Annotated in this window: 21 protein-coding genes; 7 read left to right on the forward strand and 14 right to left on the reverse strand. The window is 64.8% G+C overall.

Annotation, left to right across the window (positions count from 1 at the left end):
• Positions 1-2: 2 nt before the first annotated feature.
• The 8 genes from ADBZ9O_RS31455 to fadD5 all read right to left on the reverse strand — a co-directional run bounded on the left by ADBZ9O_RS31455 (position 3) and on the right by fadD5 (position 10,215).
• Complete coding sequence (locus ADBZ9O_RS31455) at positions 3-1,157, reverse strand: virulence factor Mce family protein (RefSeq protein WP_526527415.1); 1,155 nt, start codon at positions 1,155-1,157, stop codon at positions 3-5.
• Positions 1,157-2,791 carry a virulence factor Mce family protein gene (locus ADBZ9O_RS31460; protein WP_526527416.1) on the reverse strand — a complete coding sequence of 545 codons (1,635 nt, stop codon included), beginning with the start codon at positions 2,789-2,791 and terminating at the stop codon, positions 1,157-1,159. Before ADBZ9O_RS31460 ends, ADBZ9O_RS31455 begins: the two co-directional genes overlap by 1 nt.
• A 3-nt stretch (positions 2,792-2,794) precedes the next feature.
• Entirely contained in the window at positions 2,795-4,387 is a 1,593-nt protein-coding gene (locus tag ADBZ9O_RS31465) for a virulence factor Mce family protein (protein WP_526527417.1), read from the reverse strand.
• Positions 4,384-5,424 carry a virulence factor Mce family protein gene (locus ADBZ9O_RS31470; protein WP_526527418.1) on the reverse strand — a complete coding sequence of 347 codons (1,041 nt, stop codon included), beginning with the start codon at positions 5,422-5,424 and terminating at the stop codon, positions 4,384-4,386. The genes ADBZ9O_RS31465 and ADBZ9O_RS31470 overlap by 4 nt, the downstream gene beginning before the upstream one ends.
• Positions 5,421-6,653, reverse strand: a complete 1,233-nt coding sequence (locus tag ADBZ9O_RS31475; RefSeq protein WP_526527419.1) for an MCE family protein — start codon at positions 6,651-6,653, stop codon at positions 5,421-5,423. The genes ADBZ9O_RS31470 and ADBZ9O_RS31475 overlap by 4 nt, the downstream gene beginning before the upstream one ends.
• A gap of 4 nt (positions 6,654-6,657) precedes the next feature.
• Positions 6,658-7,527 (reverse strand): MlaE family ABC transporter permease, encoded by an 870-nt coding sequence (locus ADBZ9O_RS31480; protein ID WP_526527420.1) that lies wholly within the window; start codon positions 7,525-7,527, stop codon positions 6,658-6,660.
• A gap of 1 nt (position 7,528) precedes the next feature.
• Positions 7,529-8,326: an MlaE family ABC transporter permease gene (locus ADBZ9O_RS31485; protein ID WP_526527421.1), complete on the reverse strand. Its 798-nt coding sequence runs from the start codon at positions 8,324-8,326 to the stop codon at positions 7,529-7,531.
• 230 nt (positions 8,327-8,556) lie between these two features.
• Entirely contained in the window at positions 8,557-10,215 is a 1,659-nt protein-coding gene (gene fadD5 / locus ADBZ9O_RS31490; RefSeq protein ID WP_526527422.1) for a fatty-acid--CoA ligase FadD5, read from the reverse strand.
• Between the two features lie 143 nt (positions 10,216-10,358).
• Here fadD5 and ADBZ9O_RS31495 point away from each other — a divergent pair, with 143 nt between their 5' ends.
• Positions 10,359-11,048: a GntR family transcriptional regulator gene (locus ADBZ9O_RS31495; protein WP_526527423.1), complete on the forward strand. Its 690-nt coding sequence runs from the start codon at positions 10,359-10,361 to the stop codon at positions 11,046-11,048.
• 190 nt (positions 11,049-11,238) lie between these two features.
• Here the strand turns inward: ADBZ9O_RS31495 and ADBZ9O_RS31500 are convergent, their stop codons facing one another.
• Together ADBZ9O_RS31500 and ADBZ9O_RS31505 are read right to left on the reverse strand one after the other, a co-directional pair.
• Positions 11,239-11,679: an SRPBCC family protein gene (locus ADBZ9O_RS31500; RefSeq protein ID WP_526527424.1), complete on the reverse strand. Its 441-nt coding sequence runs from the start codon at positions 11,677-11,679 to the stop codon at positions 11,239-11,241.
• Between the two features lie 37 nt (positions 11,680-11,716).
• On the reverse strand, positions 11,717-12,361 hold the full coding sequence (locus tag ADBZ9O_RS31505) for a TetR/AcrR family transcriptional regulator (RefSeq protein ID WP_526527425.1): 645 nt from the start codon (positions 12,359-12,361) through the stop codon (positions 11,717-11,719).
• A gap of 141 nt (positions 12,362-12,502) precedes the next feature.
• Here ADBZ9O_RS31505 and ADBZ9O_RS31510 point away from each other — a divergent pair, with 141 nt between their 5' ends.
• Positions 12,503-12,613 (forward strand): hypothetical protein, encoded by a 111-nt coding sequence (locus tag ADBZ9O_RS31510; protein WP_115279417.1) that lies wholly within the window; start codon positions 12,503-12,505, stop codon positions 12,611-12,613.
• Positions 12,614-12,650: 37 nt separating this feature from the next.
• Positions 12,651-13,424: an HAD-IIA family hydrolase gene (locus ADBZ9O_RS31515; protein WP_526527426.1), complete on the forward strand. Its 774-nt coding sequence runs from the start codon at positions 12,651-12,653 to the stop codon at positions 13,422-13,424.
• 19 nt (positions 13,425-13,443) lie between these two features.
• Here the strand turns inward: ADBZ9O_RS31515 and ADBZ9O_RS31520 are convergent, their stop codons facing one another.
• Genes ADBZ9O_RS31520 through ADBZ9O_RS31535 form a run of 4 tightly spaced genes read right to left on the reverse strand, consistent with a single transcriptional unit; the run spans position 13,444 to position 16,622 of the window.
• Positions 13,444-13,875 (reverse strand): hypothetical protein, encoded by a 432-nt coding sequence (locus ADBZ9O_RS31520; RefSeq protein WP_526527427.1) that lies wholly within the window; start codon positions 13,873-13,875, stop codon positions 13,444-13,446.
• 38 nt (positions 13,876-13,913) lie between these two features.
• Positions 13,914-14,729, reverse strand: coding sequence for an ABC transporter ATP-binding protein (locus ADBZ9O_RS31525; protein ID WP_526527428.1), 816 nt, complete (start codon positions 14,727-14,729; stop codon positions 13,914-13,916).
• Positions 14,710-15,750 carry a taurine ABC transporter substrate-binding protein gene (locus ADBZ9O_RS31530; protein WP_526527429.1) on the reverse strand — a complete coding sequence of 347 codons (1,041 nt, stop codon included), beginning with the start codon at positions 15,748-15,750 and terminating at the stop codon, positions 14,710-14,712. Before ADBZ9O_RS31530 ends, ADBZ9O_RS31525 begins: the two co-directional genes overlap by 20 nt.
• A gap of 5 nt (positions 15,751-15,755) precedes the next feature.
• Positions 15,756-16,622 carry an ABC transporter permease gene (locus ADBZ9O_RS31535; protein WP_526527430.1) on the reverse strand — a complete coding sequence of 289 codons (867 nt, stop codon included), beginning with the start codon at positions 16,620-16,622 and terminating at the stop codon, positions 15,756-15,758.
• Between the two features lie 340 nt (positions 16,623-16,962).
• Here ADBZ9O_RS31535 and ADBZ9O_RS31540 point away from each other — a divergent pair, with 340 nt between their 5' ends.
• From ADBZ9O_RS31540 to ADBZ9O_RS31555, 4 genes are read left to right on the forward strand one after another with little or no spacing between them, the layout of a single operon-like run.
• Positions 16,963-18,495: a Re/Si-specific NAD(P)(+) transhydrogenase subunit alpha gene (locus ADBZ9O_RS31540; protein WP_526527431.1), complete on the forward strand. Its 1,533-nt coding sequence runs from the start codon at positions 16,963-16,965 to the stop codon at positions 18,493-18,495.
• Between the two features lie 45 nt (positions 18,496-18,540).
• Positions 18,541-19,977, forward strand: a complete 1,437-nt coding sequence (gene pntB, locus ADBZ9O_RS31545; RefSeq protein WP_526527432.1) for a Re/Si-specific NAD(P)(+) transhydrogenase subunit beta — start codon at positions 18,541-18,543, stop codon at positions 19,975-19,977.
• 31 nt (positions 19,978-20,008) lie between these two features.
• On the forward strand, positions 20,009-21,148 hold the full coding sequence (locus ADBZ9O_RS31550; protein WP_526527433.1) for an acyl-CoA dehydrogenase family protein: 1,140 nt from the start codon (positions 20,009-20,011) through the stop codon (positions 21,146-21,148).
• 18 nt (positions 21,149-21,166) lie between these two features.
• Entirely contained in the window at positions 21,167-22,054 is an 888-nt protein-coding gene (locus ADBZ9O_RS31555; protein WP_526527434.1) for a fructose bisphosphate aldolase, read from the forward strand.
• The last annotated feature ends 25 nt before the right edge of the window (positions 22,055-22,079 follow it).

Consider the following 22,079-nt stretch of genomic DNA (forward strand, 5'->3'; position numbering starts at 1 on the left):
GATCACCCCTCACTCCTTTCCACCAGCGGTCCACCGGCAACCGAGTTCGGGTTCGGAGTGAAACGCACATCCGGAATCATCGTGGCAGGATCGCGGCCCCATGACTGCTCGAGTGCACGCAGCGCACCCGAGAACGCGGTGCCGGTCAGGAACGAGTTGTCGATCGCACTGAGCGTCAGGTCGAAAGTCGCCGAGGTGTTGATGTAGTCACCGCGGATCACCTTCTGCACGTTGTCAATTGGGTATGGCGCCGTCAGCATCAACTTCAGCGCATCCACCAGGTAAGGGGAGGCCCGACCCAGCTGGGTCAGGGGGCGCTGCAGCAGCCGCAGGTTGGTTTCGATATCGCCGCGCGCCGCAGACAAGGTGTCATCGGTGGCCTTGCTGAACCGGCCCAGCGCTGTCACCGCGTCGGCGAACAGGTCGCGTTGATCGGCGAAGTGTTTTATCAGCGGCGGGAATTCGGTGAGTACCCGGTCCAGGGTGTCGTTGCGGGCCGCGACAATCTTGAGCAGTTCATTCGTCGAGTCGATGGCGCGGGTGAGGTCCTCACGTTGCGCATTGAGCTGTTCGGTGAACACGTCGAGCTTGCCGAGGAAGTCGCGGATCGGTACGGCATTGCCGTCGAGGATGTTGTTGACCTCGGTCTGGATCACTTCGAGGTTGGGGATACCGCCACCGTTGAGCACCGTCGAGATGCTGGCCAGAGTCCGCTCGGTGGTCGGGTAGGACGTCGAGTTCTTCAGCGGGATGGTGTCCCCGCTGCGCAACCGCTGCGACGACGGCTCCGGTGGCGCCGTCAGTTCGACGTGCTGCGTGCCAAGCAGACTGGTCTGGCCGATCCGGGCCAACGCATTCTTTGGCAACTGAATATTGGGGTCGACATCCAGGGTCAGGGTGGCGATCCAGTTCTTCAGCTCGATCGCCCGCACCGATCCGACAAAGACGTCGGCGACCCGGACCTTGCTGTTGACGTTGAGCGCCAACGTATCCGGCATCTGCACGTAGACCGTCATCCGGTCGCCACCACTGCCGGGGCCACCGGGCAGCGGCACATTGGCGATACCGCGCCAGCCGCACGAGGCCAGCACCATCGCCGCGACCAGCAGGGCCAGGCCGCGATACAGCACGCGCCGGGTTGTCTTCCACGCGTTCATCACTGGCCACCTACCTCAGCGGGCAGTGCCGGACCGCCTGCAGCGGGCGCAGGAGCCGGAGCCCCACCTGCCGGTCCGGCGCCGGTGCCGGGCAACTGCGCGGACACCGGTGCCGGCCCTGGCACGACATCAGGTCCAGGTGCAGGCGGCGGACCGGGCTGGACATACCACGGTGGGGGCAGCGGATTGGTGTCGGAGTAGGCATTGGGCGCCGCGCCACCGGGTGGGCCGGCAGGCGGAATGACGGAGATATCGGGGCCACCCATCAACTCGGCCAACGAATCCGGTGTCAGCATGTTCTGGGTGAACGCCTGCACCTGCACGCCCTGCATACCGGGTGCGACGATCCAACCGGGTTCGTGGTTGCCATGGCTGAAAAGTGTGTCCCGCGACCAGATTCCGGGCACCGTGGTGTCTTTGTAACCCGATGGTGGCTGCAGGCGCGCCTCGGAGTAGGCCACCTCCTTGGGCAGCACGTCGGGGGTGGAGAACATGTTGACGCCGAACGGCGGGAAGTTGAACTTGATCGCATCCAGGATCGGCGCCAGGTACTGCGCACACAGCTCTGCCGACTCCTGATAGCCCAGCCGGCTACCGGCCTGGATCGAGCTGCAGATGAACTGCATCGGGTTGGCGAAGCTGGCGACCACCGGGATGGCCGTCAACGCACCGTGTGCCGGTTCGTAGATATTGGCCGCGTTGGCGGCAAGGTTCGGGAACACGTGGAAAACCGTTTCCAGGCCGTTGCGCGGGTCGGGTTGGAGGATCGCGTTGGTGGCTTCGGCGAGGTTGTTGATGTCCTTGGACAGCACCGAACCGTTGTCGTTGACGAATTTGTGTGCGGTGGTGAGCAATCCGTCGATCTGCTTGAGCGCGGTGGAGATCTCCTGATCACTGTTGGTGAACGTGTTGGTGAATTCCGCGAGGTTGCTGTTGAGCTCGACGAACTGCTGATCACTTTGATGCAGCGCGTTGACGAACAGCGCCAGGCTCTTGGCGACGGCGAAGAAATCGCCGCGCCCTTCGTTGAGAGCGGTCACCGCATCGGACAACGCGTTGAGCGTCGTGTTGATCTCTTTGCCTTTACCGGCCAGGCCGTTGGCGAAGGACTCGATCACATCGCCGAACGGGCCCTTGGGCTGTTCCTTGGTGGGGCCGAGTTGGCTGACGATATCGGTGATCTGGTTGCGCAGGTCATCCCATTCGACCGGCACCTGGGTGCGGTCCAGCGGGATCACCGCGTTGTTCTCCAGCACCGGCCCACCCGTGTAGGGCGGGGTGAGCTGGATGGTGCGCGAGGCGACGAGGCTCGGATTGAGAATGGATGCCGTCGCATTCGCAGGCACCTTGTACTTGTTGTCGTAGGAGAACGTCACCCGCATGCGGTCACCGGCGGGTTCGATCTTGTCGATCGTGCCCACCTTGACACCCATGATCTGCACCTTGTCCCCCGGATAGAGGGCAAGGGCCTGCGGGAATTCGGCGACGACGGTGGTGGTGGTCAGCTTCTTGTACAACTGCCAGCCAACGATCACACCGACCAGGCCGAGCACGATGACGACGATGCCGATGATCACCGCCGTGCGGGAAACCCGTGGCAGCGCCATATTGCGGACGTTGAAGATCGTGGACATCGCTTACGCACCTCCCATATCTGTCGGCGCGATCGAGGGCACCACGAACGGCGGGTTACCGGGAAGGGGCGCAACCGAATTCGGCGACAGCTGCTGTCCGGGTCCTGGCGGCGGCGGGCCCTGCTCGTAGGGAACCGGCGGTGTCGCAGGCGGGGGCGGCGGCGGGCCGGGCAGCGGACCGACCGGCACCGTGCGCGCTCCCGGCGGGCCGGGCGCCAGTGGAACCGGTGCCGCACCTGGCACCGCGGGTGACGGTTCGCCGGGGATCGCGGCGGCGGGCACACCGGGTGCAAACGGCGGTGCATCCGGATTCGGAGCCGACGTCGCGACGTTCGGCGGACCGTAGTTGGCGCCATACGGGTTGTCACCGAAGGGACCGTTGGTCAGCGACGCGCAGGGCAGCGGGTTGCCGGGGGTCGGCAGGCCGTCGGCAGGCGGCGTGTAGGAGCACGGTGAACCCTTGATCACGGCAGGGTCCGGGTACTCGGCAGTGCCTTCCAGCGGTGTCGGCGCAGGAGCGGGCGCACCGTTGGGCGGGCGTTGCCCGTTGGGGTCCGGGAACTGGAACGCGGGCAGACCGGCGTTGCGCCAGAACTGTTCGGGATCGATACCGCGGTTCTTGAAGGCGGCGTCGATGAACGGCTGCAGCACCTGCCCTGGCAGCAGGTTGACGATCAGCACCTTGAAGTAGGGCCCGGAACCGATGGCCTCGGCCAACGCCCCGGCGAACTTGCTCAGCGAGACCAACACGTCGGAGAGATCGAGCTTGTGCTTGACCAGTTGGTCGCTGACCACGCGGAGCTGTTCGAGGACGTGGTTGAGGTTCGGGTTGTCGTTGACCAGGCCCTGAAACTGGGTGGAAACCTGCGAGATGTTCTCCAGCAGATAGTCGATGGCACGGCCGCGTTCATTGACCGCCGCCAACAGTGACTTGGCATTGACCAACAGCTGGTTGATCTGCGGTCCGCGATCGCCGAGCACGCTGGCCACCTTGTTGGCGTTGGCCAGCAGCTGCTTGAACTGCTCATCGCGTTTGCCGACCGTATCGGAGAACCGGGCCACCCCGTCGAGCGCGGCGCTCAGGTGCGGGTAGGTCTGGTCGACGGTTTCCGACAGCACGTTCAGCGAGCGTTTGACGGTGTCGATATCCCAGCCGCCTGCGGCCTTGGTGACATCAAAGAATGCGTCATAGATCTGATACGGCGTGGTGCTCTGCCCGATCGGCAGCACCCCGTTGGCCCGCAACGTCTGTGCGCCACGCGGCTCGACTTCGAGCACCTTCTTGCCCAGGATGGTGTCGGTGCGGATGGCCAGTCGGCTTTCGGTGCCAATCAGGTTGCCGCCCAACGAGAATCCCATGACGATGTGGTCACCGTCGATGTCCAGTGACTCCACGGTGCCGACGTCGGTACCCGCGATGCGCACCTTGTCGCCGGGATTGAGACCGCCGGAATCGCTGAACTGGCCGAAGTACTTGGGCTGCGCGAACAGCATGGGCACGCCGGTAAAGCTCTGCCCGACGCCGATCACCAGGATGACGATCAGGATGCCGACGATGCCGTTCCTGATGCGGTTGGAGCCCTCGATGCTTCTCATTGCGGCGTGCACCTACCCGATGGCTGCGTGAAGACCTTCACCGTGCGGACCGGTCCACCCGGCTGCAGCCCGTTGAGCTTCAGGTTCAGATCGCAGAGATAGAAGTTGAAGAAGTCGCCGTAGATGCCACCGGCGCGACCGATCGTCTTGAGGGAATTGGGCAGCTTGGTCAGCAGTGCGTCGACCTCGGCCTGCTGATCGACCAGCGGCTGCTGGACGGTCTCCAGTTTGGCGAAGGTGTCTTTGAGCAGCGGACGGTCATCGGCCAGTAGATCGCCCAACGTGCCTGCGGCATTGCTGATATTCGCGGTCGCATCGGCCAAGGGATCAGCCCGGTTCTTGAGCCCGGTGATCAGCACCTCGAAGTTGTTGACCGTCTGGTCGAACTCCTTCTGATGCTTGACCGTGGTGGCCAGGACGGTGTTCAGGTTGGTGATCACCTCGCCGATCGCCTGATCACGGTCGGCCAGGGCTGAGGTCAGCGACGCCGTCTGATCCAGGATGTCGTTGATGGTCCCGCCCTGACCCTGGAACACCGTGATGATCGACGACGCGATGTTGTTCACCTTGTCGGGATCGAGTGCCTTGAACAGTGGTTTGAAACCACCGATCAGGGCATCCAGATCGAGCGCGGGCTGGGTCCGCGAGAGCGGGATGAAACCACCGGGCGGCAGCACCCGATCGGCGCCTTCACCGTCGCCGCGCTGCAGTTCCATGTAGCGGTTGCCGATCAGATCCTGATAGCGGATCTGCGCGGTGGTCGACTGGAACAGCGGAAGTGACCGGTCGACGTCGAAATCGATCCGCACGCGCTGGCCGCCGTCGACAAGCTGGACCTTTTCCACCTTGCCGATCTCGACACCCGAGGCGCGGACGAACTGCCCCGCCCGAATGCCACTGGCGTTGCTGAATTCGGCTGAGTAGCTGTTGGTCCGGTCGAACCGGAACTGGCCGAAGACCACGATGATGATGGCCGTGAAGAGCAGCAGCACCAACGAAAAGGCGCCGAGCTTGACAGCTGTACCGGTGATTTTCATGGGTTGATCGTGTTCTCCCCGCCTTGGCGGCCCCACACGTATTCGGTGAGGATCGGCTGGCCGAGTTCGAAGTGGTTGTACGGCGCGATCGATGCCCCGGTGTCCATCACCAGGTACGGCGCCGGCCACAGGTCACGGGTGATCGGCTGCCAGCAGCCCGGAGCTCCGCCCGGTCCGCCCTTGGCATTGACCCGCGGCAGGTTGTCTGGGTAGACGTAGGGGTTTTCGGCGCCGAGGAACTGGGTGGTGGTGTTCAGGGAGAAACCGTCACCGCCGAGCGCAGCCGCAGCCGCCGGTGTGATCAGCGCATAGTTGCGGATCGTGCAGAACAGCGACGGGCTGTACTGGTCGAGCGTCCTGGCGGTCGGGATCAGGTCGGAAGCCCCACGGACCAGATACGGCCCGCCTCGCTCGAACACGTCGCCCCCGGTGTTACCGAAGCCGACGGCGGACAGCAGCGCCGCATCGAGGTCGCCCTGCTGCGCATTGAGTGTGCGGGCGGTGGTCACGGCATTGTCCAGTGAGTCGAACAGATTGGGGGCGGCCTTGGTGTAGACGTCGGCCAGGTCGGACAGGCCCTGGATATCGCGGCGAATCTGCGGCATCTGCGGGTTGATGTCGTCGAGCACGGCGTTGCCGTTGACGATCGACTGACCGAACTTGGTGCCGAGACCGGTCAGTGCCGTCGCCGTAGCTGAGAGCGTCAGATTCAGCTTCACCGGGTCGACCTGTTCGGAGATCGAGGTGATGGTCTCGAACAGCGTGTTGAATTCGGTGGTCACACCGGAGACGTCGATGACATCGGCCGAAGAGATCCGCGCCGCATCAGGTTTGCTCGGCGAGGTGAACGACACGTATTTGTTGCCGAACACCGTCGTGGCCTTGATATTGGCGTCGACATTGGCGGGGATCAGGTTGATGTAGCGCGGATCGATGTCCAGCGCGAGCTGGGCCTTCGTCGTGTTGTTCCGTTCGATCGCCTCGACCGACGCAACCCGACCGATCTCGACCCCGTTGAAGGTCACCTTCGAGCCCGGGTCCATCACCAGACCGGCCCGGTCAGAGACCAGGGTCAGCTTGGTGGTCGGGGTGAAGCCGCCGCGGAACTGCACGTAGACCAGCGCCACCACGACGGCGGCGATCACCAGCAGCACCAGCCCGGCCAACTTGTAGGGCGGCGTCCGCTGCTCGTTTTGAGGCAGCGAGGTGTGATTCGACGGAGTGGTCATGGCGCTACACCGTCAGGTTGAAGTTCGGGTTGACGCCGTAGAGCGCCAACGATGCCAGCAGAACCACCACGACGATGAGAACCAGGGAGGCCCGCATCGAGCGGCCGACTGCCTCCCCGACGCCGACCGGGCCGCCACCGGCGTTGTAGCCGTAGTAGCAGTGGTTCAGCATCACGATGACCGAGATGATGATGGCCTGGACGAACGACCACATGACGTCGTCGGGCCGCAGGAACGTGCGGAAGTAGTGGTCATACGTGCCGATCGACTGACCGTAGAAGAAGGTCGTGGTGATCTGCGCGGACAGGAAACTCATGATGATCGCCATGGCGTAGAGCGGGATGATCACCACGAAACCGGCGAGGATGCGCGTCGATACCAGATACGAAATCGACTTGATGCCCATCACTTCCAGCGCGTCGATCTCCTCGCTGATGCGCATGGCACCCAGCTCGGCGGTGGCGCCGGCCCCCACTGTCGCGGCCAGCGCCTGACCGGCAACCACGGGAGCCGCAATCCGGACGTTGACCAGGGCGGCGAAAAAGCCGGTGAACGCCTCGACACCGATATTGCCCAGCGAGGCGAAACCCTGGATGGCGATCAGCGAGCCGCCCGAGAGCGTCACGAAACCGACGATCGCCACGGTGCCACCGATGACGGCCATCGCACCGGTGCCCATGCCGATCTCAGCGATCAGCCGCAGGATCTCCCGGCGGTAAAAACGCAGCGCGTGGCCGATGGAACCGACCGCGGTGACGACGAACCAGGCGACGTGGCCGACGCTGTCGAGGAAACGGCCGGGGCCACCTACGACGTGGCCTGCGCCTGAGTATGCGCGGGGGAATCTGGCGCGCAGAACCTGTGCGGTCGACATGTCAGTGCCCCGTTCCGAATCGCACACCGATGGTGGTCAGCACCACGTTCACGGCGAACAGGGCGACGATGCAGAGGACCAGCGTCTCGTTCACGGCGGTGCCGACGCCCTTGGCGCCGCCGGAGACGGTCAGCCCGCGATAGCACCCGACCAGGCCCGCGATCAGGCCGAACGTCAGCGCCTTGACGACGGAGATCAACACCTCAGGCAACCCGGTGACCAAGGTCAGCGTCGAGACGTACGCGCCTGCGGAGACGTTCTGGATGTAGACGCCGAAGATGAATCCGCCGACCAGACCGATGGTGATGACGGCACCGTTGAGCAGAAATGCGACAAAGGTGGACGCCACCACGCGGGGCAGGACGAGGCGATGGATGGGGTCGATACCCAGCACCTCCAGGGCGTCGATCTCCTCGCGGATGGTTCTGGCGCCCAGGTCGGCACAGATTGCGGTCGAGCCGGCGCCGGCGACGACGAGCACGGTGACCAGCGGACCGAGCTGGGTGACCGCGCCGAGCGCGGCACCTGCACCGGAGACGTCGGCAGCGCCGAATTCCGCCAGCAGGATGTTGAGCGTGAAGATGATCAGCACGGTCAGCGGCACCGAGACGGCCACGGTGGGCAGGAACGCCACCCGCATCAAAAACCAGCTCTGCAAGATGAACTCGCGCCACTCGAACGGGCGTAACACCGCCTTGCCGGTGAGCACACACATCCGAAAGAAGCCGCCGACGAGCTCCAGCGGACCCTCTAACTGGCCACGTACGTAGCCCGTGATGCCACCGTTGGATGCGGTCATGCGTGCACGCACCGTGTGGCGGTCGTACTGCAGCGGTGCAACGGCAAGCCGTCTCGCACGCCTCCTCCTTGGCCCGACCCCGGTGGTGTGATGCCCGCCTCCCTACTCGCGAGTAGTAAGTCGGACCACAGGAATGTACCCGATGCTGCTGGGGCCGTGCACCGCATCCGCACGATTAACCCTCCCGGACCGTCACCGCAAATTTTGCGCCTGCGTCAAACACCGCGTTACTAACTGGAATCTGTTGATTTCGAAGGTGTTTCGTCCGGAGAACGACGTTCTTCGGTGGTCCCGAAACGCGTCCGCAATTCTGTCTTGAGAACTTTGCCGGCCGGGTTGCGTGGCAGCGCGTCCACGATCTCGAGACCCTTGGGGTGCTTGTAGCGCGCTAACCGTTCGTTGAGGAACTCGCCAAGATCTTCCAGCCGTAAACCCCCACCCCCTGTCGCCGCAGCCACGGCTATGACAGCAACCGGAACCTCACCCCAACGCTCGTGTTCGCGGCCGATGACGGCGACCTCGACGATGCTCGGATGGGCGGCGAGGACGTTCTCGACCTCGGCGCAGTAGATGTTTTCTCCACCGGAGATGATCATGTCCTTTTTGCGGTCGACGACCCAGACGTAACCCTCGGCGTCCATCCGGACGAGGTCACCGGAATGGAACCAGCCGCCGGCGAATGCTTCCGCCGTCGCTTCCGGGTTGTTCCAGTAGCCGGCCATCAATGTCGGTGCCCGATAGACGATCTCGCCGACCTCGCCGACCGGGACGTCGGCCATGTTCTCGTCGACCACCCGGGCCGCCACCGTGGGAATGACCTTGCCCACCGAACCGAGCTTGCGTATCGCGTCTTCGCCCAACAGCATGCAGGTGACCGGTGACATCTCGGTCTGACCGAACGCCGCCAGAATCTGGGTCCCTGGGAAGGTCTCGGACATGCTGCGCAACAACGTGTCCGAGGCGGGTGCGGCCCCCCAGGACAGCAGCCGCAAAGCCAACTCGCGTGGTTTGGCCTTTTGCGCGGCACAGACCGCCTGCCACTGCGCGGGCACCAAAAAGATCCCGGTCACCTTTTCGGCGGCCAGCACGTCGAGCAGCTGTCCGGGGTCGAAGGCACCCAGCGGGTGGATGACAGTCGGCAGGCCGAGCGTCAGCCCCGAGAGCATGTTGCCGATACCGGCGATGTGGAAGAGCGGAACTCCGATGAATCCGACGTCGTGGTTGATATCAGCGCCGTGCGTGTAGAGCCCCGTCATCGTCTGGCCGGTCAGGTTGGTGTGCGTGAGCACCGCACCCTTGGGGCGTCCGGTGGTGCCCGAGGTGTACATGATCAGGGCGGGGCTGTCGTTGGGAACGTCCGCCGCCTCGACGCCCTGTGCGGCACCCTCGGTGATGAGGTCCTCGTAGCCGATCACACCGTCTTCGCTGTCGGCTCCCGCGACGATGACGTTCTCCAGCGCAGGCGCGATATCGCGAACGGCGGTCGCCACGCCGGCCAGGACCGGCTCGGTGATCACCACATGGGCGTCGCAGTCCTGCACCAGGAACGCGATCTCCGGTGGGGTGAGCCGGAAATTGACCGGAACCGCGATGGCGCCGAGCAGATTGGCGGCCAGCATGGATTCGACGAACTCGGTGCGGTTGAGCATCAGGATCATCACGCGGTCCCCAACCTCGACACCGCGGCGGTGCAGGGCACCCGCCAGCGCGGTGACGCGACTGTCCAGATCGGCCCACGTGGTGGTCCGGCCGAGGAACCTCAACGCCGCCTTATCCGGCTGCATCAGCGCGTGCCGGGCCAGCTGGTTAACCCAGTTCTGGCGGCGCGCCAGATACGGCTGCGCCGTCGGTGTCTGATTCGTCGTGTCGGTGGCGAGCTGTGCGGTCAACGACCGGATCCCCTCTCATTTCGCTAAGAACTTGCGTGGATCTTACATTTGATCAAACATTGTGTTGCCTGCGTCACACTATGACGTAGGCAGGACACAGACAAGTGCACTTTTGAGCAGCCTTTGGACCACGAAGGAATTACGTGAACGCTCCCGTTGGAGTTCGGCCCCTCCGCCAGGGCCTGCGGCGGGCTCAACTGTCTGACGAGGTGGCCGGCTACCTACGGGCCGCCATCATGTCCGGCGCCGTGCGCCCCGGCACCTTCATCCGGCTCGACGAAACCGCAGCCCAGCTCGGCGTCAGCATCACCCCGGTCCGGGAGGCCCTGCTGACGCTGCGCGGTGAGGGCATGGTGCGCCTGGAACCGCATCGCGGCCACATCGTGTTGCCCTTGAGCCGAGGCGATATCGAGGACATCTTCTGGCTGCAATCCGCCATCGCCAAAGAGTTGGCCGCAACGGCTGCCGTGTCGATCTCCGACGACGAGATCGACGAGCTCGACGACATCACCGATGCGCTGGCCGTAGCGGTCGGCGCCGGCGATACCGAGGCGGTAGCCAACGCCGAATTTGCCTTCCACCGCGTGTTCAACCGCTCGACCGGCCGGATCAAGCTGGCCTGGTTCCTTTTACATGTCGCGCGATATACGCCGCAGCTGGTCTATGCCGCCGACCCGGGCTGGGGGGCGGCGGCCGTAGAAAATCACCGCGCGCTCGTCGCCGCACTGCGCACCAGGAACACCGCCGCGGTTGTCGAGTTGACTGCCTGGCAGTTCACCGACGGGGCGAAGCGGCTGACCGCGATGCTGGACAAGTCAGGGATCTGGACCTAGCCCGGTCGACGACGCGGGCGAGGAACGAGCCCGGGGAGAGAGGGCCGGGCTGATACCTAGCCCGGCCGACGACGCGGGCGAGGAACGAGCCCGGGGAGAGAGGGCTGGGCTGATCAACCTAGCCCGGTCGACGACGCGGGCGAGGAACGAGCCCGGGGAGAGAGGGCCGGGCTGATCAACCTAGACCCGATCAGCTGGCGCCGAGCTCCTCAGCACGTCCCTTGAGCTTTCCTGCCAGATGCTCGAGGGCATCATTGGCCATCTTCTTCACCATCATCGCAGGCACCGGCAACGTCACCTCGACGTCCATATCCACCGTCAGCAACGACGACGGACCCATCTCCACCACCGAGAACAGCTGCTCCTGCTTGGAGAACAGGTCACCTTGCTGCATCACGGTCTGGATCTGATTCGCGCCTGGGTAGTAGACGGCCTGGATGTAGGTGGCGTCGAAACCGTTGAGCGTGGCATCGAGCCGCAACTGACTGGGCCTGCCGTCGTCGTAGCGGGCCAGAACCCAGACGCCCTTGATCTCTTCGTTCCACTGCGGGTAGGCCTCGAAGTCCGCGACGATCGCCATGATTGACGGCGCCGCGGCGTCGACCTCTAGGGTCTTGCTCACGATCGGCATCGGGCGATCATATCGAGGCTGGCGGGACGTCCAGGCCTCAGGCGGTATCGGCCGTCTTCTCGCCGCCCAGCGGTGATTCGACGCGGATGGTCTCGTCGCGGATCAGCCCACGCAGCAGCGCGGTGCTGAATTCGGCCGCGATCTCCTGCGCACTGCGCCTGCCGTCCGGCCGCAGCCAGCGATACGCGCCAAGGGTCATCCCGATATAGCCCAGAGCCAGGACATGCGAATCGCACGGATAGAACTCGCCGCTGGCGGTACCGCGGTCGATCAGGCCGTGAACATGCTCATAGACCTGGGTTTCCTTCTCCATGATCTCGGCGACCTGCTCTTCGGTGAACCACTCCGCGATATAGGGCTGCTCCTGGAAATACACCGCCGCGCCCTCGGGGTTGGCCGCGATCTGCGTCAGCAATCGCACCGTGTACTGATACAGCGCCTCCCGCGCGGTCCACGACGGATCGTCGTGCACCGCGGCCAGGGTGTTCTGCGCGGCCCGCTGGTAAATATCGAAGAGAATCAGCGACTTGCTGGCGTAGTAGTGGTACACCGTGGCCTTGTTGAGGCCCACCACATCGGCGACATCGTCCATTCGGGTGCCGTGGTAACCGCGGGCCGCGAACAGCTTGGTGGCAACGGCCAGCAGCTCCTCGCGGCGGGTCTGCCCATTCTCTGGAGGCATGCTTCACTCTCTGCGTGCGTGGCCGGGAAGTGGGCCAGTCAAACAACTGGTTGTTCAGTTTACGCATTCGCCCGGAGCGGTGTTGCGGACGGACGCCCGCCGCTACACTTCGCGGACGGGCTTTACTGGGAGGTGGCAGGCATGGATCCGAATCCGGATTACGACGCTAGCGACGAGATCGAGTACTTCTTTTCCTGGTTCCCGTGGGCCCTGCGCGGCGTCTACCCACCCCCGGCCTATCCGCCGGTCTAAACCGGACACCCTTAAAGTCGGCTGACAGACTGGACTCGTGCGCTCACAAGCTCAGTGTTGGCTGACCGATATGGACGGCGTTCTGGTACACGAGGAACGCGCGCTTCCTGGCGCTGCGGAGTTCCTGCAGACGCTGGCAGATAAGAAACGCCCGTTTCTGGTGTTGACGAACAATTCGATCTTCACCCCACGCGACCTCGCCGCCCGCCTGTTGCGCTCAGGCCTTGAGGTGCCCGAAGCGGCGATCTGGACATCGGCGCTGGCCACTGCCGCCTTCCTCGACGACCAGCTCCCTGGCGGGTCGGCCTACGTCATCGGCGAGGCGGGCCTGACGACGGCCCTGCACGAAGTGGGCTACACGCTGACCGATACCGGACCGGATTTCGTCGTGCTCGGCGAGACCAGGACGTATTCGTTCGAGGCCATCACCAAGGCCATCCGGCTGATCGGCGCCGGCGCTCGCTTCATCGCCACCAACCCCGACGTCACCGGTCCGTCCGCCGAGGGGCCGACGCCGGCCACCGGGTCGGTCGCCGCCCTGATCACCAAGGCCACCGGCCGCGAGCCGTATTTCGTCGGCAAGCCGAATCCGATGATGTTTCGCAGCGCGCTCAATCGCATCGAGGCGCATTCGGAGAACACCATGATGATCGGTGACCGGATGGACACCGACGTGGTTGCGGGCATCGAGGCGGGACTGGACACGATCCTGGTCTTGACCGGTTCGACCAGCGAAGCGGATATCCAGAAGTATCCATTCCGACCGAACCGGGTCCTGCCGTCGATCGCCGAGGTCATCGAGCTGATCTAGCGTTGATTCCTTTTGCAGATCAAGGGTTTTCAGGGAACAGCCGCGGGAAGAGTTCGTGTAGCCGGTCGCGTACGCGCGGTCCATCGGACGGTTGGGGCGGTATCAGCGGCACCGCAGTGATGGTCTGCGCTGTCGCCGTCACGGGAGGCAACGGGGCCACCGGCAGCGCAGGTGATGACGCGGCCACCGTCGTCGAGGGTTCCGGTGCAGCCGTCGTGGTGTGCGCCGGTCGCGAGATCGGCGTCAACGGAGCCTGCGGCGCGGGCCGATTCGATTCGGCCGACATGGTGACCACTGAGACGATGATCCCGGCGACGACGGCGAGGCCGAGTGCCGCGCCCCCGATGAGTGCCAGCGTGGTGGCCAACGGGCGACGAGTAGGGAGAACGGCAGCGATCAGCTCGGTGTCGTCGTCACCCGCGGGTGGGACCGGCGTCCTGGTCTGAGCCACCTTGAAAGGGTACGCAGACCCTGGTCAGCCGACGACCGCTACGCAGCGGCGGCCTTTACGGCACGGCCCACCTCGGCGCGGAGTTCGGTGTATTCCGAGGATCGTCGCAGGTCCTCTGGATCAATACCGGTACGGGGCAGGTTCACCGGGATATCGAGCGCCACCTGCCCGGGTCTCCGAGTGAGCACCACGATCCGCGAGCCCAGGAACGCAGCCTCATCGGCGCTGTGCGTGACGAAAACCGTCGTCCGCCCGGTCTCGGCACTGACTTCGCGGACATCTTCCTGCAGACGTTCGCGAGTCAGCGCGTCCAGTGCCGCGAACGGCTCGTCCAGCAGGAAGGTCGGCGTCTCGGCCGCCAGTGCCCTGGCGATCGCCACCCGCTGCTGCTGTCCACCGCTGATCTCCCAGATCTTGCGATCTGCGGTGCCCTCCAGGCCCACCCGGTGCAGCAGCTGATCGCGACGCGCAGGCCTTAGGTCGCGCGGCACCTTCGCGTATTTCAGCGCCAGGTCGACGTTGCCGCCCACCGAACGCCACGGAAACAACCGCGGCTGCTGGAACACCACCCCGGCACTGATCCCCGGCACCGGCGCAGAACCCGCGACCTGCACCTTGCCCTCGCTGGGTGATTCGAACCCGGCGATCAGCCGCAGCAGCGTGCTCTTGCCGCAGCCAGACGCCCCGACAAGCACCAGGAACGCTCCCGGCTCGACGTCGATGTTGACCGGGCCCAGCGCGGTGACTTCGGCATCACCACGTCCGTACCGGTGCGAGACGTTGCGAATATGGATGCCGCCATCACCGGTAGCGGTACCGGTTTTACCGACGGTCTCACTGCTTGGTGATGGCATCCGGTAGTCCCTTGACGTAGATGGCGTCCTGGAAGGTCTTCAGCGGCGCGGCAGAAGGGATCTGGTTCTGCTCGGCCAGGAACGTCGACGCGCTCTCCAGGTTCGCGGCGATGTTGCCGGGAGCACCTTCGGTGCCGAGCCACTCCGGCGATACGACCTGCTCGGGTGTCAGGTAGACGCCCTGCTTGAGCTGACCGGCGACATCCTCGGGGCTCAGGCCGATCTCGGCGGCGATCGCCTTGGCGGCCGCATCCGGATCATCGTGGATCGTGGTCAGTGCGCGAGCTTCCTGCTGACGCCACTTGGTCACCACCTCGGGGTGATCGGCGGCGAACGCGTTGGACACCGCGGCCAGGTCCAGCGTCGGCTTACCGTCCTTGGCGAGCTGACGGCTGGTGATCAGGTCCTTGCCGGTTTTACGAAGGTCGTCCAACGTCGGCAGCCAGGTGTAGGCGGCATCGATATCGCCCCGGTCCCACGCGGCCAGGATGGCCTGTGGCTGAAGGTCGATCAACTGAACATCGCTGGGCTTCAGGTTGTTCTGGGCCAAAGCCGCCAACAGGCTGTAGTGCGCTGTCGACGCGAACGGGGTGCCGATGCGCTTGCCCTTGAGGTCGGCGATCGAGTTGATACCGGTGTCATTGCGCGCGACCAGAGCCTCGTTGTCACCGGCGACGTCGAGCACGAACGCGACGCTGTACGGGATGTTCAGCGGTGCGGACAGTCCGCGCGCGACCGGGCTTGACCCCAGCGCGCCGAAGTCGAGCTCGCCGGCGATGAACGCGGTGTTGACGTCGGCACCCGAATCGAACTTGATCCACTTGATGTTGTAGTCCGGAAGCGCTTCTTCGAGCCACTTGTTGTTCTTGACGATGAGATCACCGCTGGGGAAGGTCTGGTAGCCAAGGCGCAGAGTCGGCTTATCTGCGGACTGGCCGGAGTGATCGACCGAGCAGCCGATCAGTCCCAGTGCCGTCACCGCGACCGCCGCCGACGCGGCAGCCAGTCTTTTGAACTTCATATCTTTCATACCTTTCCAATCCAAGGGCAACTACGGCGCTCCACGGTGCGGAGCAGACCGTCGATGACCAGACCCGAGATCCCGATGGCGAAGATCCCGACCAGCACGACAGGGGTGTTGTTGTAATTACTGGCGTCTTTGACCAGGCCGCCGATACCGGGCAGTCCGTTGAACAGTTCGGCGGCGACCACCGACGAGTAGGCCATGCCGACGGCCAACCGGATACCGGTGAAGGTCTCCGGCAGCGCGGACGGGACGACGACGTCGCGGATCACCTGAGTCCGGGACGCGCCGAGCGCCCTGGCCGCCTCGGTCAGCCCGACGGGTGCGGCGAGCACGGCCGCCGTGGTCGCCACCGCGGCGGGCGGTAGCGCAGCCAGCGCGAGCAGCGTGATCTTCGGCGCCTCGTCGATGCCCAGCCAGATCACCAGCAGGAAGAAGTAGGCCAGCGGCGGCAAGGCCCGCAGGAACGTCAGCCACGGCTCCAGCACGCTCCGCAACCAGCTGATCGAGCCCATTGCCAGGCCGAGCAGCACCCCGAGCGCGACACCGATGATGACGCCGGCGAACACCCGCCGCAACGTCATGTACAGGTGCTCCCACAGCAGGTAGCCCGCATAGCCGCGGACCCCGTCATGGGTGGTGGAGGTATTGATGAAGGCCTGCCACACCGTGCTCGGGTACGGCACGAAGGTCTGGTTCCAGATGCCTGCGGACGCGGCGAGTTGCCACGCGCCGAGGAAGACGACGATCGACAGCAGCGGTAGGGCGGCTCTGGTCAGTCTGCCGCGCCACGGGTTGGCGTCAGTGTTCCGCGAGGGCGCCTGAGCGGCTTGACCATCTGGTGAGGTGATATCAACGAAAACTGACACGGCTCCCCGACTATCGCTGGTTGGACAAAACACTGAAAGGACTCAGAAACGCCGGGCATCCCGATCGGCGTCAGAAGTGCTTCAGCGACAACAGCAGTCGTCGGGCGTGTTACTCATCGCAAGCATTAGTACCTGCGGTCAACGGGGCCGACAATATTCAGGCTCACAGCGAGTTAAAAGGTTCCGATTCGCGCTTCCCGCACGAATAGGTAGGCCGGGTGGGCGACAGAGTGCGCAAGTGAGTTCGGCCACTCCCTACACTTGCTTTTTTCACCCGTCCGCTCCGGCTGCTCCATGTGGCCTGACGGCAGCCTGACTCAACCAGATCGGACTGCAATAGATGATCATCGGGATTCCAGGCGAGTCTCTGCCCGGGGAAACACGCGTCGCCGCCACGCCGCAGACAGTCGGGCAGCTCCGCAAGCTGGGCTACGACGTCGTGGTCGAGTCCGGTGCGGGCACCGCGGCGAGCTTCTCCGACTCGGCGTTCACCGAGGCCGAGGCGACCATCGGATCAGCGCAGCAGGTGTGGTCAGCCGACGTGGTGCTCAAGGTGAACGCGCCAAATGACGCGGAGATCGCCGCCGTGGCCGACGGCGCGACGGTGGTCGGGCTGATATCGCCTGGGCTCAAGCCTGAGTTGGTCGAGCAACTGGCCACCCGCCCGATCACTGTGCTGGCGATGGACGCGGTTCCGCGCATCTCCCGGGCCCAGTCCATGGACGTCTTGTCATCGATGGCCAATATCGCCGGCTACCGCGCAGTGGTTGAGGCCGCGCACAGTTTCGGCCGGTTCTTCACCGGCCAGGTGACCGCGGCGGGCAAGGTGCCGCCGGCGAAGGTGCTGGTCGTCGGTGCGGGGGTGGCCGGGCTGGCCGCCATCGGCGCCGCAGGCAGTATGGGTGCGATCGTGCGGGCCACCGATCCGCGCCCCGAGGTGGCCGATCAGGTCAAATCCCTCGGCGGGGAGTACCTCTACGTCGACCCGGAGGCGGCCGAAGTGTCGGCCACCGGATACGCCAAGGAGATGGGCGACGACTACAAGGCCCGCGAGGCCGCGTTGTACGCCGAGCAGGCAGGCGATGTCGACATCATCATCACCACCGCGCTGATCCCTGGCCGACCCGCGCCCCGGATCATCACCGCGGACATGGTGGCCTCAATGAAGTCGGGCAGCGTGATCGTCGATATGGCCGCGGCCAATGGCGGCAACGTCGAGGGCACCGTCAAGGATCAGGCGATCGTCACCGATAACGGCGTGACCATCATCGGCTACACCGACCTGGCCGGGCGACTGGCTGCCACGGCATCGCAGCTCTACGGCACCAACTTGGTCAACCTGCTCAAACTGCTGACCCCGGAAAAAGACGGTCAGCTCACCCTGGATTTCGACGATGTGGTGCAGCGCTCGGTGACCGTCGTGCGCGACGGCGAGGTGACGTGGCCGCCGCCACCGGTGCAGGTCTCGGCCGCACCGGCAGTGGCCGCCACAGCCGCCCCGGTGGTGCAGAAGGTGAAGCAGCCGATGTCGGCGCAACGTCGGCTGGGTATCACCTTCGGCGCAGCGGCGGTGTTGTTCGTTCTCATCGCACTCTCCCCGGCCGCACTGCAGGTGCACCTGACGGTCTTCGCACTGGCGATCGTGATCGGGTACTACGTGATCGGGCACGTGCATCACGCGCTGCACACTCCGCTGATGTCGGTGACGAATGCCATCTCGGGGATCATCGTGGTGGGCGCGCTGCTGCAGATCGGGCACGATGACGTCGCCATCACCTCGCTGGCCTTCGTGGCCATCCTGCTCGCCAGCATCAACATCTTCGGCGGCTTCGCCGTGACCCGTCGCATGCTCGCGATGTTCTCGCGCAGCTGATTTCGCCTCCCACACCCCTGGTCTTTCCCTGATGGAACGGATTCCATGTTCACGCTAGAGACCGCCGCCACCGCGGCCTACGTCATCGCCGCCCTGCTGTTCATCCTGGCCCTGGCCGGGTTGTCCAAGCACGAGACATCAAGGGGCGGTAACACTTTCGGCATCACCGGGATGGCGGTCGCCCTGGTCGCGACCATCGCTCTGGCGCTGGCACGGCATATCGAGCCGGTGGGTCTGGCACTGCTGGCCGGTGCCATGGCCATCGGCGCGGCGATCGGCCTGTGGCGCGCCAAGGTCGTCGAAATGACCGGGATGCCCGAGCTGATCGCCTTGCTGCACTCATTCGTGGGTCTGGCCGCCGTGCTGGTCGGTTGGAATGGCTACCTGCACGTCGAGCGCAGCGCCGGCGGCGCTGAAGCCGCCCTGCTACGCAGCGAGGGCCTGTTGGGCATCCACTCGGCCGAGGTGTTCATCGGCGTCTTCATCGGTGCGGTGACGTTCACCGGGTCGATCGTGGCCAACCTCAAGCTGTCGGCCCGGATCAAGTCCAACCCGTTGATGCTGCCGGGCAAGAACTACCTCAATGTCGGCGCCCTGGTGGCGTTTGTCGCGCTGACGGTGTGGTTCGTCATCGACCCGCAACTGTGGCTGCTCGTCGCGGTCACCGCGCTCGCCCTGCTACTGGGCTGGCACCTGGTTGCCTCGATCGGTGGCGGTGACATGCCGGTCGTGGTCTCGATGCTCAACAGCTACTCCGGCTGGGCCGCGGCGGCGTCGGGCTTCCTGCTGTCCAACGACCTGCTGATCGTCACCGGTGCGTTGGTGGGCTCGTCGGGTGCCTACCTGTCCTACATCATGTGCAAGGCGATGAACCGGTCCTTCATCTCCGTGATCGCGGGTGGTTTCGGGATCGAGGCAGGCCCGGCAGAGGACAAGGATTACGGCGAGCATCGCGAGATCACCGCCGAAGGTGCAGCCGAACTGCTGGAGTCGGCCACCTCGGTGATCATCACCCCTGGCTACGGCATGGCGGTCGCCCAGGCCCAGTACGGCGTTGCCGAGCTGACCCGCAAGCTGCGCGAGCACGGGGTCAACGTCCGGTTCGGCATCCACCCCGTCGCGGGCCGGCTGCCAGGCCATATGAACGTGCTTTTGGCCGAGGCCAAGGTGCCCTACGACATCGTGCTGGAAATGGACGAGATCAACGACGATTTCGACGGCACCTCCGTAGTTCTGGTCATCGGCGCCAACGACACCGTGAACCCGGCGGCTGCCGACGATCCGACCAGCCCCATCGCCGGTATGCCGGTGCTGACGGTCTGGAACGCCGATAACGTCATCGTGTTCAAACGGTCGATGGCGTCGGGTTACGCGGGAGTGCAAAACCCGCTGTTCTTCCGGGAGAACACCCAGATGCTCTTCGGCGATGCCAAGGACCGGGTGGATGCGATCAATTCGGCGCTGTACGTAGGGGTCCGATAACGCTCGACGCGGGAAACTAGGATGTCCAACCATGCCAGTGGATCGCTTACTCCCCTCTGACGACGCGCAAGAGCTCATCGCGCTGACCCGCGATATCGCCGATAAGGTCCTCGACCCCATCGTCGACGCTCACGAGAAGTCCGAGACCTATCCCGACGGCGTCTTCGCGCAGCTGGGCGCGGCCGGTCTACTGAGCCTGCCGCAACCCGAGGAGTGGGGCGGGGCGGGTCAGCCGTTCGAGGTGTACCTCCAGGTCCTCGAGGAGATCGCGGCCCGCTGGGCCGCGGTGGCCGTCGCCGTCAGCGTGCACAGTCTGTCCTCTCATCCCCTGCTGGTATTCGGCTCCGACGAGCAGAAGCAGCGCTGGCTCCCGGACATGTTGTCGGGCAACCAGATCGGCGCGTACAGCCTGTCCGAGCCGCAGGCCGGCTCGGATGCGGCGGCGTTGCGTTGTGCTGCCGCCGGCACTGACGGGGGTTATCTGCTCAACGGCTCCAAATCGTGGATCACCCACGGCGGGATCGCCGATTTCTACACGTTGTTCGCGCGCACCGGCGAAGGCTCTAGGGGCATCTCGTGCTTCCTGGTGCCCGCTGACCTGCCCGGCCTGACCTTCGGCAAACCCGAAGAGAAGATGGGCTTGTCCGCCGTGCCGACCACCTCGGCGTTTTACGATCACGCTTTCATCGACGCCGACCGTCGGATCGGTGCCGAAGGCCAGGGCCTGCCGATCGCGTTCTCCGCGCTTGACTCGGGGCGGCTGGGGATTGCCGCAGTCGCGGTAGGCATCGCGCAGGCCGCCCTGGACGAGGCCACCCGATACGCCAACGAGCGAACCACCTTCGGCCGCAAGATCATCGACCACCAGGGACTGGGATTCCTGCTGGCAGATATGGCCGCCGCGGTGGTCAGCGCGCGGGCGACCTACCTTGACGCCGCCCGCCGCCGCGATCGGGGTCTGCCGTATGGGCAGCAGGCCAGCGTGGCCAAACTGATCGCCACGGATGCGGCGATGAAGGTCACCACCGACGCCGTGCAGGTGTTCGGCGGTGCCGGATACACCCGCGACTACCGCGTAGAACGGTATATGCGGGAAGCCAAGATCACCCAGATCTTCGAGGGCACCAACCAAATTCAGCGGCTCGTCATCGCACGAGGGCTAGCCACCTAAAAGACGGAGTGGAGAAAAATGAACCAGCAGCAGACCGCAAAGATGGGGTCCGGCAGGGGTTTCATCGCGGCATTGGATCAAAGCGGTGGCTCGACGCCAAAGGCGTTGCGGCTCTACGGTATCGAAGAGAGTGCCTACGCCGGCGACACCGAGATGTTCGACCTGATGCACCAGATGCGGACGCGGATCATCACCTCGCCGGTGTTCGGCGGCGACCGGATCCTGGCCGCAATCCTCTTCGAGCAGACCATGGACCGGATGATCGAGGGTCAGGAGTCGGCTACCTACCTATGGGACACCAAGGGTGTGGTGCCCTTCCTGAAGATCGACAAAGGCCTCGCCGATGAGGCCGACGCGGCACAGTTGATGAAACCGATCCCCGGGCTCGACGATCTGCTGGCCCGGGCGGCGGGCAAAGGCATCTTCGGCACCAAGGAACGCTCGGTGATCGGTGGCGCGAACCCGGCCGGTATCGCCGCGGTCGTGGCACAGCAGTTCGAGCTCGCCGAGCAGGTGCTGTCCCACGGGCTGGTCCCCATCCTCGAACCCGAGGTCACCATCAGCATTTCCGATAAGGCCGCCGCCGAGGACATCCTGCGCGACGAGATCGCCAAACACCTTGACGGTGTACCCGACGGCCGCCAGGTGATGTTGAAGCTGTCGCTGCCGACGCAGGCCAACCATTACCTCCCACTGATCGAGCACCCCAAGGTGCTGCGGGTGGTCGCGCTGTCCGGTGGTTACACCCGTGATGAGGCCGATGCCCTCCTGGCCCAGAACACCGGCCTGATCGCCAGCTTCAGTCGGGCGTTGACCGAAGGTTTGTCCGCTCAGCAATCCGATGACGAGTTCAACGCCACACTGGATGCGGCGATCACGGCGATCTACCAGGCGTCCGTGGACTGACTGTGACCTGACCTCTCGCAAGCTC

This window comes from Mycobacterium sp., assembly GCF_965229105.1.
Taxonomy (GTDB): Bacteria; Actinomycetota; Actinomycetes; order Mycobacteriales; family Mycobacteriaceae; genus Mycobacterium.

Bases quoted from the DNA above. Each gene is read 5' to 3' on its own strand.
- ADBZ9O_RS31455 (WP_526527415.1), bottom strand. From the start codon at position 1,157: ATGAACGCGTGGAAGACAACCCGGCGCGTGCTGTATCGCGGCCTGGCC.
- ADBZ9O_RS31460 (WP_526527416.1), bottom strand. From the start codon at position 2,791: ATGTCCACGATCTTCAACGTCCGCAATATGGCGCTGCCACGGGTTTCC.
- ADBZ9O_RS31465 (WP_526527417.1), bottom strand. From the start codon at position 4,387: ATGAGAAGCATCGAGGGCTCCAACCGCATCAGGAACGGCATCGTCGGC.
- ADBZ9O_RS31470 (WP_526527418.1), bottom strand. From the start codon at position 5,424: ATGAAAATCACCGGTACAGCTGTCAAGCTCGGCGCCTTTTCGTTGGTG.
- ADBZ9O_RS31475 (WP_526527419.1), bottom strand. From the start codon at position 6,653: ATGACCACTCCGTCGAATCACACCTCGCTGCCTCAAAACGAGCAGCGG.
- ADBZ9O_RS31480 (WP_526527420.1), bottom strand. From the start codon at position 7,527: ATGTCGACCGCACAGGTTCTGCGCGCCAGATTCCCCCGCGCATACTCA.
- ADBZ9O_RS31485 (WP_526527421.1), bottom strand. From the start codon at position 8,326: ATGACCGCATCCAACGGTGGCATCACGGGCTACGTACGTGGCCAGTTA.
- ADBZ9O_RS31500 (WP_526527424.1), bottom strand. From the start codon at position 11,679: ATGCCGATCGTGAGCAAGACCCTAGAGGTCGACGCCGCGGCGCCGTCA.
- ADBZ9O_RS31505 (WP_526527425.1), bottom strand. From the start codon at position 12,361: ATGCCTCCAGAGAATGGGCAGACCCGCCGCGAGGAGCTGCTGGCCGTT.
- ADBZ9O_RS31510 (WP_115279417.1), top strand. From the start codon at position 12,503: ATGGATCCGAATCCGGATTACGACGCTAGCGACGAGATCGAGTACTTC.
- ADBZ9O_RS31525 (WP_526527428.1), bottom strand. From the start codon at position 14,729: ATGCCATCACCAAGCAGTGAGACCGTCGGTAAAACCGGTACCGCTACC.
- ADBZ9O_RS31530 (WP_526527429.1), bottom strand. From the start codon at position 15,750: ATGAAGTTCAAAAGACTGGCTGCCGCGTCGGCGGCGGTCGCGGTGACG.
- ADBZ9O_RS31540 (WP_526527431.1), top strand. From the start codon at position 16,963: ATGATCATCGGGATTCCAGGCGAGTCTCTGCCCGGGGAAACACGCGTC.
- pntB (WP_526527432.1), top strand. From the start codon at position 18,541: ATGTTCACGCTAGAGACCGCCGCCACCGCGGCCTACGTCATCGCCGCC.
- ADBZ9O_RS31550 (WP_526527433.1), top strand. From the start codon at position 20,009: ATGCCAGTGGATCGCTTACTCCCCTCTGACGACGCGCAAGAGCTCATC.
- ADBZ9O_RS31555 (WP_526527434.1), top strand. From the start codon at position 21,167: ATGAACCAGCAGCAGACCGCAAAGATGGGGTCCGGCAGGGGTTTCATC.